This is a genomic window from Chitinophaga sp., from assembly GCF_039596455.1.
Lineage (GTDB): Bacteria > Bacteroidota > Bacteroidia > Chitinophagales > Chitinophagaceae > Chitinophaga.
On the sequence record NZ_JBCNJR010000006.1, the window covers coordinates 25,156 to 38,471 of the forward strand.

General features: G+C 52.6%; 7 protein-coding genes. 4 read left to right on the forward strand and 3 right to left on the reverse strand.

Annotation, left to right across the window (positions count from 1 at the left end; all coding sequences use genetic code 11):
* Positions 1-146: 146 nt before the first annotated feature.
* Positions 147-3,392 (reverse strand): Ig-like domain-containing protein, encoded by a 3,246-nt coding sequence (locus tag ABDW36_RS17985; RefSeq protein WP_343703313.1) that lies wholly within the window; start codon positions 3,390-3,392, stop codon positions 147-149.
* A 178-nt stretch (positions 3,393-3,570) separates the two neighbouring features.
* Here ABDW36_RS17985 and htpG point away from each other — a divergent pair, with 178 nt between their 5' ends.
* Positions 3,571-5,403 carry a molecular chaperone HtpG gene (gene htpG / locus ABDW36_RS17990; protein ID WP_343703314.1) on the forward strand — a complete coding sequence of 611 codons (1,833 nt, stop codon included), beginning with the start codon at positions 3,571-3,573 and terminating at the stop codon, positions 5,401-5,403.
* Positions 5,404-5,562: 159 nt separating this feature from the next.
* A complete protein-coding gene (locus ABDW36_RS17995; RefSeq protein WP_343703315.1) occupies positions 5,563-6,396 on the forward strand; it encodes a hypothetical protein in 834 nt (277 codons plus the stop codon).
* A gap of 172 nt (positions 6,397-6,568) precedes the next feature.
* On the opposite strand, the gene recJ is transcribed toward ABDW36_RS17995, so the two are convergent.
* Both recJ and ABDW36_RS18005 read right to left on the reverse strand, forming a co-directional pair.
* Positions 6,569-8,272, reverse strand: coding sequence for a single-stranded-DNA-specific exonuclease RecJ (recJ, locus tag ABDW36_RS18000; protein ID WP_343703316.1), 1,704 nt, complete (start codon positions 8,270-8,272; stop codon positions 6,569-6,571).
* A gap of 134 nt (positions 8,273-8,406) precedes the next feature.
* Complete coding sequence (locus tag ABDW36_RS18005; RefSeq protein ID WP_343703317.1) at positions 8,407-9,372, reverse strand: polyprenyl synthetase family protein; 966 nt, start codon at positions 9,370-9,372, stop codon at positions 8,407-8,409.
* A 360-nt stretch (positions 9,373-9,732) separates the two neighbouring features.
* Between ABDW36_RS18005 and ABDW36_RS18010 the strand changes: the two genes are divergently transcribed.
* Both ABDW36_RS18010 and ABDW36_RS18015 read left to right on the forward strand, forming a co-directional pair.
* Positions 9,733-11,154, forward strand: coding sequence for an OmpA family protein (locus tag ABDW36_RS18010; protein WP_343703318.1), 1,422 nt, complete (start codon positions 9,733-9,735; stop codon positions 11,152-11,154).
* Positions 11,155-11,305: 151 nt separating this feature from the next.
* Positions 11,306-13,273 carry a KUP/HAK/KT family potassium transporter gene (locus ABDW36_RS18015; RefSeq protein WP_343703319.1) on the forward strand — a complete coding sequence of 656 codons (1,968 nt, stop codon included), beginning with the start codon at positions 11,306-11,308 and terminating at the stop codon, positions 13,271-13,273.
* Positions 13,274-13,316: the final 43 nt, after the last annotated feature.

The window sequence follows — 13,316 nt, forward strand, 5'->3', positions numbered from 1 at the left end:
AAAGAATAAAAAAATAAAATGGAGTGCAAAGATAGGGGTATTTTTTTGATTCTGCGCTTTATGGGCGCGAATTTACGGCCATTCCGGGGCAAAAAAAACCGGGGTAAACGGCGTTGCCCCGGTTTTTCTATCCAATGGGTTAATTATCAGCGGTATATAAATACTTTTTTCACTTCAGCCCGGTTCCCGCTCTGCACCCGCAACAGGTAAATGCCGGGCGGCATTTGCCCTATATCCACCGTTTTTACATTCCGGCCCTTTGTGAAGCCTACCTGTGCCTGGTATCTGATATTTCCCTGCATATCAATTAGTTGTATGGAGGCCGGCCCGCTTTGCGGAGCATCCAGGTAAATATGCAGCTGCCGGCCCAGTATGAAGCACAGCAGCCGGAACCAGGCTTCCTTGCTGAGCACCAGCACGCTCTGTACCCCGCTGTACTGCACCGTGCCGTCTTTCCCCACCTGTTTGAGGCGGTAATGCCAGTAGCCGGGCAATACGCTGTCATCTTGCCGGAGATAGGTGGTACCCTGCCCGTTGGGCGCCGTGGAAGGCACGGTGTCTATAGGGCTGAAACTGCGCTGCTGGGCGCTTCTTTCTACTATAAAATGGCTGTTGTTGATCTCCCTTTCCGTTTCCCAGCTCAGCGCCACCCCGCCGCCGGAGGCCCTGGCGGTAAACTGGCTGATCACCACCGGGCGGGCCAGTACCCTCACATCGTACCGGGTGGCTACGGGGAAGTGGTCTGAGGTGCGGCTGGCGTAGGAAGGTATGAGGCTTTCCACGCTGCGCAATACCCTGGCAGATTGAGGCACGTAAGCGTACAACATTTCATTGGTGCCCATGGCATGGTCTATCATGTCGGCAAAGCTGGCGGTAGACCGTTGCCGCGCCAGGCTCAGGGAATAGGTGAAGGGGGTATAGTTGGCGGAATCCAGCTTGAAATCGATATAAGAGGTGGTGGTATCCGGCATTTCAGTGGTAATGGTGCGGTCAAAATCATCGTTAAAATCTCCGAGCACCAGTACGTTTTTGTAAGGGAAATGCGTATCCAGTGTGTCTTTCAGCTCTTTCGCCCCGTTCCTCCGCCGGTACCAGCTTTCAATTTTATCTGCCGTATTGCCGGTATTGGCCTTGGCATGTATCACGATAAAATGGATGCGGGCGGTATCGCCATTGAGGGTAACGTTGCTTTCCATCAGGTAGGGGAACCTGCCGGAAGACCAGTTGTTGTACGCATCGGCGCTGGCGCCTTGCCGCAATACCCCGTAGGTGCGGAGGTTTTTCACCAGCGAGTCACGGTACACGAAAGCCAGCTTCTGGGCGCTGTCATATTTGGGCGCGGTGAGGCTGTCTACATAAGAGCCAAAATCAGAAACGGTGTAACGGTAGCCCGGCAGGGAATCTACCAGCGCCTTGAGGCGGATGGTGTCTACCACTTCGCTGAGGGCATAGATATCTGCGTCCGCATGCCTGAACACTTTCAGGGCGTTGGCCTGCTGCAGGGCCTCATCCGTGGGGCCAAACTGCAGGTGCCCAAACCATTCCATGTTCCAGTTCACCACTTTCAGGGTGCGCAGGGAAGTACCGGCAAGGGCCACCTGTTGTGCCGCCAGGCCGGCGGAGCTGAAGCTGATGGCCCCGCTGTAATACTGGTTGGCCGCGCCCGGCACAAACCTGGCCCATATGGTAACCGGGCCGGAAGGCGTGTAGGTGAGGGAGGGGAAATACTGCACCTTATCGTTCGAAATTTCAAAGCCTGCTGGCGCTGTTACCTGCAGGGGCCCGGTGAGGTCATTGGCCCAGAACGTGAAAGGCTGGGGCGTGGATGGCTGGCCGGCTTTCACATAGTCGAAGTCCAGCTGCGCGGGCATGGTGGTTACCGTGGGCGGCGGTGGGATGGCGGAGTGGGTGATGTGGATATCGTCTACCGTCCACCGGCTGGCCTGTAGTTCCGGAGAAGAGGTGTATACCCAGGCCAGGTATACGTCTGTACCCTTATAGGCGGCCAGGTTGATGCCGGAAGAAGTTTTCCAGGCGTCGGAGCCCACTTCGGGGAAACGGCCGTTCAGTGCCGTCCACGTGGCGAGGCGCGGGTCTCCGCTGCCGCTGTAATCTGTTGATATCCGCAGATCCAGCGCCGGGCCTGCAAATGCGCTGCGGCTGGCAAAGGCCAGCAGCGGGTAGTGGAAGGTGCTGAGGTCCAGCACGGGGGAAATCAGCCAGTCTTCATTCTCCCGGGCGCCGGAGGCAAAGCCGTTGATCTGCACGCCCTGGCCTGTTTGGCCGAAGCTGGTGCAAGCCCATTCCTGGGCGCCGGTTACGCTGTACTGGCTGAAGCCGCCCGGCAGGCCGGTGATGCAGTCAGTAAAGTCAAAGTCGAGTAACTGCGGGCCGGTGCTGAAATGCCAGGCCGTATCCGTAATGCCGGCAAAGCCGTTGCCGTTGGAATCCTGTATGGCATTGCTGTCTATAGTAACATAGTAAGCCCGGTTGCCGCGGGTGGTGGCGCTGATACGCAGGCTGCTGCCGTCAATGGTAATGGAAGGGGTCTGTATGTCTATTATTTGAGCGGTACCCAGGCTGCGGTCGTGAATTGTAACTGCGCCAGCGTTCTTTTTGATGTTTTCGTTGAAAGTAACCACCAGGGCCGTTCCCGGCTGTACGCTAACAGTTCCGGGCGCGGGTGTAAAGGCGCTGGCCTGCGGTGGGATGGAATCTCCGCTCGCCCCGGCCACGGTAATGCTGTCAATGGCAAATGACGGCCGAGAGCCGCCGCCGCTCACCTGCCGGTTGACCCACCGGAGCTGCACCACGGGCTTGTTCTCACAGTCTGCCGGCAGCAGCACCTCCTGGTATACCGGGTTTTGCGGAGTGGTTACCCCGGAAGCCGTTTGCTGCGTGGTATTGTTCTTGTAGGCGGTGGCGGGCAGGCTGGTGAAGCCTGCAGTGGTATCTGCGCGGTATTGCAGCACTGCTTCATTGATGCGGGTGTTGCTGCCGCCATCATAAGGGTTGCGCAGGGTCATTACCAGGAAACCCACGCGTATGCCGGTATTGCCCGTGGTATTGACGCTCAGCACCAGGGCGTTGTCTGCCGATCCGCTGTTCAGAAAGCCTGCCTTACCATTGTAATTATGCACCCCGTTAGTTGTGCTGGAGGCGCTGCTGCCCGCTGCCAGGGGCTTGTTGCCGGCTGCGGGGGCGGTGTTGAAGCTGCCGGATGGCGCGCCGCTTAACGCCCAGCCCTGCCAGCCAGCGGGCAGCACGGTGGCGCTGTGGGCCAGGGCAGAAAAATCCTGGAAATAAGGCAAACCCTGCGGGGCGGGGTTGCTGGCCTGTGCCAGTGCCATTACGGGGGCCAGCAAAAACAGGAGGGGTAGAGGTTTGATCATAAGAAGATGGTTTTTGGGGGAACTGATTTCTTCCCGAATTTACGTCAGTTCCGGCATTCGGGAGGCAAGGCCGGCATGATGTTTTTGTTAATATCCCATCCCCCGGTCATCTTGTCAGCCTGCGCCGCCGTGGCACAGCCTTTGAACGGGAGGTTACCGTCAAAAAACTCGTTTTATTATGCAGAAAGGCGCCATACGTGTACAAACAGAAAACATTTTCCCCATTATTAAAAAGTTCCTTTATTCTGACCACGACATTTTCCTGCGAGAACTGGTGAGCAATGCAGTGGATGCAACGCAGAAGCTGAAAACCCTTGCCAGCGTTGGTGAGTTCAAAGGAGAGCTGGGCAGTACAGACATTACCGTAAGTCTCGACAAAGAAAAAAAGACCATCACTATTTCAGACCGCGGCGTAGGCATGACGGCTGAAGAAGTGGATAAATACATTAACCAGGTAGCCTTTTCCGGCGCGGAAGAATTTGTGAAAAAATACAAAGGCCAGGAAAACGGCGCCAACATCATCGGGCATTTTGGCCTGGGTTTCTATTCTTCCTTTATGGTGAGCGGCCAGGTGGAGATCTTTACCCGCTCCTGGCGGCCGGATGCAAAGGCCGTGCGCTGGGAGTGTGACGGCAGCCCTGAATACCAGCTGGAAGAAACTGAAAAGGCAGAACGAGGTACAGATATTGTACTGCACATCAACGAAGAAAGTGAAGAGTTCCTGGACGAAAACCGCATCCGCACCATCCTGGAGAAATTCTGCCGCTTCCTGCCGGTGCCCATCAGGTTTGAAGACAAGCAGATCAACAATACCACGCCCGCCTGGGTGAAAAAGCCGAGTGAGCTGAGCCAGGAAGACTATGAGAATTTTTACAAAGAGCTATATCCCTTTGCGGAAGCGCCCCTGTTCTGGATCCATCTCAACGTAGATTATCCTTTCAACCTTACCGGCATCCTGTATTTCCCCAAAATCACCAAAACGTACGAAATACAAAAAGACAAGATCAACCTGTACAGCAACCAGGTGTTTGTAACGGATGAGGTGAAGAACATCGTGCCGGAATTCCTGATGCTGCTGCATGGTGTGATAGACTCGCCGGACATTCCCCTCAACGTGAGCCGCAGCTACCTGCAGGGAGATCCCAATGTGAAAAAGATCAATGCGCATATCACTAAAAAGGTGGCAGACAAGCTGGACGAGATGTTCCGTACGGACCGCGAGGCGTTTGAAGAAAAGTGGGAGCACATCGGCCTGTTCGTGAAATACGGTATGATGACGGAAGACAAGTTCCTGGACAAGGCCAACAAATTCCACATCATGGGCGATGTGAACGGCAAGGATTTTTATACGCTGGAAGAGTACCGCACCGCCGCAGGCACACTGCAAACCAATAAAGACAACAAACTGGTGATACTCTATGCTACCAACACCGTGCAGCAAGACAGTTACATCAAAGCCGCGGAAGCCAAAGGCTACAAGGTGGTGAAGCTGGATACGCTGGTAGACGCCGGGTTCATCAACCAGATGGAAATGAAATGGGAGAACGTACAGTTTACCCGTGTAGATGCAGACATTGCAGACAACCTGATCAATAATGAAGCGCAGGCGCAAAGCGTGTTAAGCGAAGAGCAGGAAGGCCAGCTGAAAGACCTCTTTGGCCAGCAATTGCCGCAGCCCAACATCAAGGTGGAGCTGAAAGGCCTGAATGTGGCGGAGCAGCCGGTGATCGTAACCCGCTCCGAGTTTATGCGCCGCATGAAAGATATGGCGGCTATGGGCGGCTCCATGAGCAGCTGGGCAGCCAACATGCCTGATGAAATTACGATGACGGTAAACGCCAATCATCCCATTTACCAGCAGATACTGAAAGAAGGCAATACAGACCGGCAGCAGAAACAGGTGCGCAACCTTGCAGACCTGGCATTGCTGTCGCAAAATTTATTGACCGGTGCAGATCTCACCGCCTTTGTACAAAGGAGCGTGGAGCTGATGGGAACGGAATCAGCGTGAATGGATTTTATATAACAAATCCTGACGCATTATGAAAATAACATAAGCTGGTAGCGGGTTTCAGCGCTACCAGCTTATTTTTTTGGTACAATACTTGCCCCTTGGCCGCGTTATTGAAGAACCATATTTTTTATTTACCGTATCACAGAAAAACCTGACATGACGCAATTCAAAAATCCTTTAGCAAAAGCGGCCACGCTAGGGCTTGCTTGTTTATTGATGTTCTCTGCCTGCTCGCGTGACGAAGGCAGCGCCGAAGTAACGCCAGACACTGGAAAAACCGAAGTAAAACCAACGCCAACACCTGCGCCACCCACTGCTCCTGCCGAGAATTTTGTGAACCAGCAAACCGGCGTAACCTTCAAGAAGGTGAACGGCGCCACCACCGTTACTGATTACGTGCTGCAGATACCTGCCAGCTACAACGAAAAGAAGACCACCAAATGGCCGGTGATCATTTACTTACATGGCGTGGGAGAGCGGGGAACAGACCTGAACCAGGTGAAGCGCTCCGGCCTGGCCGTACGCGCGGCACAGGAACCTGATTTCCCTTTCATAGTGGTATCTCCGCAATGCAAGCCGAACATGACCTGGGACGTGGCAGCCCTGAACATTTTGTATGAAGACATCCTGAAACAGTACAACATTGATCCCTCCCGCGTATACCTTACCGGCCTGAGCATGGGCGGCTATGGCGTATGGGACTGGGCGGTGAAGTTCCCGGAAAAATTTGCCGCGGCGGTGCCCATTTGCGGCGCAGGTACGCCTTCCAGGGCCTGTGTACTGAAAGACATGCCTATCTGGGCCTTTCATAATGCAGATGATTATACCGTGGGCGTAGCCGGCTCCCGCAACATGGTGAATGCCATCAAAGCCTGCGGCGGCACCCTGGTGAAGTATACCGAAAATCCCACCGGTGGCCATGACGCCTGGACAAAAGCTTACAACGACCCTGCGTTATACACCTGGCTGAACCAGCAAAAAAAGCAATAAGGCATTTACACCTATTGAAAGAAAGGGCCGCTCCGGGTAACGGGGCGGCTTTTTAGTATTAAAGTGATACTATTTTAACAGTGCTCTCCTTCGCTTCTCCTTCGCTTCACCTTCGCTTCACGTTCGCTTGAGGGTCGGTTGAGGGGGGTGGTAATATAATACCATCAGGGGGCTACCTGGAGGGCAGTATGTCAATTGCCTTGAGCTGCAGGCTGATGTTGCCGTTCCATTCGTTTTCCTCCAGGGTGAATACCATGTCAAACGGTTTTTTGCTGGTAACGATGTCAAATTTGTCTGCCATAAAAAAGCCGATGCCTGAAAACGCTGTGCTGTTGGATTGTTTGACAGACAGTTTCAGGTGTTCTTCCTTTACTATTTTGGAATAGCCGGTGTCTGTCAGGTTGCGGGCCAGGAACACGGGCCGCAGGTTTTCCGGGCCCAGCGGTTCAAACTGCCGCATGATATTATAAAAAGAGGGGGTGAGGTCTGATAAATTGATTTCCGTATCGATCACGATCTCGGGTATGAGCATGTCAGGGTGAATGGTGGCGGCCACTACGTCTTCAAACCTTTGCTGGAAGGCGGCCACGTTTTCCGGCTTCAGGGTCATGCCCGCGGCATAAAAGTGTCCGCCGTAGTTCTCCAGGAGGTCTTTACACTGGTGAATGGCCTCATATACATTAAAGCCCGATACGGAGCGGGCGGAACCTGCTACCTTGTCATTGCTCTGGGTGAGGATGATGGTGGGGCGGTAATAATATTTGTCTATCAGGCGGGACGCTACAATGCCCACCACCCCTTTGTGCCAGTGGGGCTGGAACAGTACGGTGGATTTGCGGGTATGCAGCGCAATATCGTTCTGTATAATGCTCACCGCCTCCTGCGTGATGTTCATGTCTATTCCTTTCCTTTCCAGGTTATCCCCGTGCAGCATTTCAGCAAAAGCGTAGGCCTTGTCGAAATCTTTTTCAATGAAGAGGTTCACCGCTTTGCGGGCATCGTCCATTCTGCCGGCGGCGTTTACCCTGGGCGCAATCACGAACACGAGGTTGGAAGTGGTCAGTTTTTCCTTCAGGTTGCTGAGCTGTATCAGTGCGCGGATGCCGGCGCTGGGCGTTTCGTTCACCTGTTTTACGCCATGGTAGGCCAGAATGCGGTTCTCGCCCGTCATGGGCACAATATCCGCGGCTATGCTGGTGGCCACCAGGTCCAGGTAACAATACACATCCTGCATGGGCACGCCCTTTTTCTGGGCCAGGGCGCTGATCAGTTTGAAGCCGATGCCGCAGCCGCTCAGCTCTTTGTAAGGGTAGGGGCAGTCTGCCTGTTTCGGGTTCAGAATGGCCACCGCGTCTGGCAGCTCCGCGTCTGGCAGGTGGTGGTCGCAAATAATGAAATCTATGCCGGCTTCGCGTGCATAGGCAATATGTGCTATAGACTTGATGCCGCAGTCCAATGCAATTACCAGCGAAAAATCATTGTCTTTCGCGTAGTCAATGCCCTGGTAGGATACGCCGTACCCTTCGCGGTAGCGGTGAGGGATGTAAAATTCGATGTTGTCGTAAATACCTTTTAAAAAACCATATACGGTGGCCACGGCGGTAGTGCCGTCTACATCATAGTCGCCATATATTAATATTTTCTCATGCCTGAAAAAAGCTTCTTCCAGGCGGGAAATCGCTTTGTCCATATCCTTCATGGCCCAGGGATCGTGGAGGTCCTCCAGGGATGGCCGGAAAAAATGCCGGGCTTCTTCAAATTTTGTAATACCCCTCTGAACAAGCAGCCTGCACAGTAAGGGATGTATCTTTAAAGCGGCCTGCAGTTGTTGTTCCTTGTTTGGTTGATATTTCTTGAGTGTCCAGCGTTTCTGCATGAAAGAATTGGCTTGTGCGGGAATTGCTTCCGGTGTTGAATCAGTCTTGTTGTTGTAATATAAGGATGATTAGCGTATTATCGCTGCAATGCGCAGGATGTTTATGCCAAAACCGGGAAAATAACAGGAAACGGTTAAAATTTACGGTCGGTAGTATAACGGACCAGTGACTCCAGCCCGTTGCGGACGGTGCTTTCCGGGAAGCGGTACAGGATGGCCAGCGCCTCATCGCGGTACTCCAGCATTTTCTGGCGGGTATACTCTATGCCGCCGCTTTCTCTCACCATGGCAATCACTTCATTTACCTTGTCTTTGTCCGTATTGTGATTCTTTACGATATTGATAATGTGCCTTTTCTGGTCTTGCGGGCAATGCTGGAGGGTATAAATGAGGGGGAGGGTCATTTTCTTTTCCCGGATGTCGTTCCCGGTGGGCTTGCCGATGTTGGCGGAGCCGTAATCGAACAGATCGTCCTTGATCTGGAAGGCGATGCCTACTTTTTCGCCGAAGAGGTGCATCTGTTCTACCGTTTCATCGTTCTCGGTGGTGCTCCAGGAGCCGGCGGCGCAGGCGGAGGCCAGGAGGGAGGCGGTTTTACGCCGTATGATCTCGAAATAGATATCTTCCTTGATGTCCAGCTTGCGTGTTTTTTCCAGTTGCAGCAGCTCTCCTTCGCTCATTTCCCTCACGGCGGTGGTCAGTATTTCCAGGCTGCGGAAGTCTTTGTTATTGAGTGACAAGAGCAGGCCTTTGGTGAGCAGGTAGTCACCCACCAGCACGGCGATCTTGTTTTTCCAGAGGGCGTTCACGGAGAAAAAGCCGCGGCGTTCCAGGGAGTCGTCTACCACATCGTCATGCACCAGGGTGGCGGTATGGAGCAGCTCCACCAGGGCGGCGGCGCGGTAGGTGGTTTCGTTGATCTGCGGGCTGAAGAGGCGGGCGGAGAGAATAACGAACATGGGCCTGATCTGTTTGCCTTTCCGCTTTACAATGTAATGCATTATACGGTCCAGCAGGGGAACATTGCTCTTCACTGCATCCGCGAACTTGCCTTCGAAATCCTGTAATTCCTTCCCGATCAGTTGTTTAATTTCCTCCATGTATATAATAAAAAGGTTCGCTAAACTAGGCCTAAAATACCACATTTTGCAAATTTGGCCCCGAATTTGTATACATTACCTGAATGTTCTTTAATTTAACCTCTAGTTTTGAGGCAGTTATCAATACAAATAAAATCGCAAGAAAAATTTGTATATTCATTTAGGATTTTTACCTTTGCTTGGTAAAAAACGCGTTAATTGTAAAATCTTTAACAGTTTTTAAATAAAAAAACAATTATGGCAAGCAAAAAGTACTTACTACTGGCAGGTGCAATGACTCTTCTGGCAGCATCTCCAGGTTTTGCGCAGGTTAAACCCTCATATGACGCCCTGGACTCCTCTAAAGTTTCGGCTAAGAATATGGCGCAATTCAACAGCTTCAGGAACAACCAGTCCGACTACCCGGCAAAACCCAGAAACATGTGGGAACTTGGCCTGCACGGCGGTTACCACTTTATTAAAGGTGACGTTGCCGCTCTGCCCGGTTTTGGCGGCGGTATCTCTCTGAGAAAAGCACTGGGTCATACCTTCTCTATCAGAGGTGAGTATACCGGTTCTTTCGACTACGGTCTGGATTATCAATTGAAACCCAATACTGTAGGTGGTGCGTACAACACTACTGCCAATGCTAACGGCGGTATGATCGTTCCCGCTTACAAAACTGCCACTCACCAGCTGTCTTTGAACTTGATCGCTTCTCTGAGCAACATCCTGTTCTACAAAGCACAGCCTAAAGTGAACTGGTATGTATTGGCCGGTTACGGCATCATGGCTGCTGACGTTGACGTAGACGCCCTGAACGCCAGCGGCGGAGCTTACAACTACGGTTCCATCAACTTCGGTGGCAAGAAAAAAGACATCCGTGACGATCTGAAAAACCTGCATGACAAGAAGTATGAGCAAAACGCTCCTTCTCAGGGCAACCGCATCCAGATCGGCCGTAACGACGACAACCAGCTCCTGCGCCACGCGCTGGAAGTAGGTACTGGTATCGCTTTCAAAGTGTCTAAACGTTTCAACATCGGTGTTGAAGAAAAACTGACCCTGCCCTTCGACGATTACCTGGACGGTTACACCGCCGGTGCTTATGATGGCAGCAAAGACTTCTTCTCTTACACCAGCGTTCGCCTGAACTTCAACCTGGGCAACCCCAACAAACGTGTTGAACCGCTCTGGTGGGTTAACCCGCTGGACTTCGCTTACAACGAGCTGAACAGCCCCCGTCGTATGAAACTGCCTACTCCGGTGCTGCCTGACTCTGACGGCGACGGCGTAACTGACCAGTTCGACCGCGAACCCAACACCCCTGCAGGTGCACCTGTTGATTCTCACGGTGTAGCTAAAGATACAGACGGTGACGGCGTTCCCGACTACAAAGACAAACAACTCATCACTCCGACTTATTGCCAGCCTGTTGACGCTGACGGCGTAGGCAAATGCCCGGATCCTGAGTGCTGCAAAAACATGGTTCAAGCTACCCCTTGCGCTAGCCTGGTTCTGCCCAGCGTAGCTTTCAAAGGCAGCTCTACCAAAATTTCCAGCGACAATGAAGCAATCCTGAGCAGCGTGGCTAACTCCCTCCGCTCCAATCCTTCTTGTAACGTACTGGTTACCGGCCACGCTGGTGCCAAAGGCAAGAAAGGTGGTGTTGACCTGAGCAGCCGTCGTGTTGACGCTGTGATCGACTACCTGGCTGACAAACAAGGTATTGACCGCGGTCGCTTCATCAAACAAAACACTCCGGGTGAATCTTCAACTGTAGACCTGGCTCCCGCCAACTAATACAGCTCACCCTGGTAAATATTAAAAAAAGAGGTCCGCTTTCCGGCGGGCCTCTTTTTTATTAAGCCCATCCCATCCTCCCGGCACTGCCAAATTTTCTTCCCAGCATTATAATAATCACTACATTTGACCTTCATAAGTTGTATCTAGCGTGGTTAAAGACTTCAATAAAGCTACCCTGGCCGGCCTCATTGTGGCACTGGGGATTATCTACGGCGATATCGGCACCTCTCCGCTCTACGTTTTCAAGGCAATTGTGGGCACTAACGAAATCAGCGACCTGCTGGTGATAGGCGGTATTTCCTGCATTATCTGGACGCTCACCCTGCAAACCACCATTAAATACGTTGTGCTCACCCTGAAGGCAGACAACAAGGGGGAAGGAGGCATTTTCTCCCTCTATGCCCTGGTACGGCGGCACGGCAAATGGACAGTCGTTTTCGGGATGATAGGAGGCGCCGCCCTGCTGGCAGACGGCATCATCACCCCGCCCATCACAGTTACCTCCGCCATTGAAGGTTTGCGCACCCTCCCGGTGTTCCGTGACCTGGGGGAGTGGACCATCGTGAAAATAGTGCTGGCCATTATTAGTGGCATGTTCTTCATGCAGCAGTTCGGCACCATGAGCATCGGCAAAATGTTCGGCCCCATTATGATCATCTGGTTCAGCATGCTGGCCGTGCTGGGCCTTTCCCATATTGCTGATGACCTTTCCGTGCTGAAGGCATTTAACCCCTGGTACGCCATAGAACTGCTTACGCTGTATCCCCACGGCTTTTTGATACTGGGCGCCGTATTCCTCTGTACCACCGGGGCGGAGGCGCTGTATTCAGACCTGGGCCACTGCGGCAGGGGCAACATCCGTGTATCCTGGATATTTGTAAAATCTTCCCTCATACTCAACTACCTGGGCCAGGGCGCGTGGCTGCTTACGCAGCGCGGAAAGGTGCTCACCGGTGAAAATCCTTTTTTCAGCATCATGCCGGAATGGTTCGTGATCTTCGGGGTGCTGATAGCTACCATTGCTTCCATTATTGCCAGCCAGGCCCTCATTTCCGGCTCATTTACGCTCATTTCGGAGGCTATGCGGCTTAACCTGTGGCCCAAGCTCAAAATCAATTATCCCACGGAATTAAGGGGGCAATTGTACATTCCCGGCATTAACCTGATGCTGTTTGCCGGCTGCGTAGCCATTGTATTGATATTCAAGGAGTCTTCCGCCATGGAGGCGGCCTACGGCCTGTCTATCACCATTTGTATGCTGATGACCTCCTGTCTGTTCGCGTTTTACCTGTATACCCGCAGGGTACGGCTGTTGTGGATCGGCTTGTACCTGGCCGTATATCTCACCATAGAGTTCTCGTTCCTGTTTGCCAACCTCGTGAAATTCATGCACGGCGGTTATGTGACCGTTATTGTGGCCGGCGGCCTGTTCCTGGTGATGTACGTATGGTTCCGCTCCAGGAAGATCAAAAACCGTTACGTGGAGTTCGTGAAGCTGGAAGATTACCTGCCCATCCTGCAGGAGCTGAGCAACGATTCTTCCATTCCCAAATACGCCACCCACCTGGTGTACATGACCAGCGCAGACAATCCGAAGGAGATAGAGCACAAGATCATCTACTCCGTGCTCAATAAAAAGCCGAAACGCGCTGATATCTACTGGTTTGTGCATGTAGACGTGGTAGATGAACCGTACATGAGCGAATACACGGTACAAACCATCATTCCCAATGAAGTGATCAGGGTGGAATTCAGGCTGGGCTTCAGGGTGGAGCAGCGCATCAACCTCATGTTCAGGATGGTGGTGGAAGACATGGTGCGCAACAAGGAGGTGAACATCACCAGCCGTTATGAATCCCTGAGCAAAAACAACGTGGTGGGAGATTTCCAGTTTATTGTCATGGAAAAGTTCCTTTCGCACGATAATGACCTGCCGCTGCACGAGCGGATCATTATGCGCCTGTATTTTATCCTGAAAAAGATGGGCCTGTCTGAAGAACGCGGCTTCGGCCTTGATTCCAGCTATGTAACCATTGAGAAGTTCCCGCTGGTAGTAGCACCGGTAACCAACCTGCAGCTGCGGCGGGTGGCAGACAGGTACCGGTATGAAGATTAACGGCTTGTAAGGTTGCACAACAGGTATTATATTTAGTGCTTCC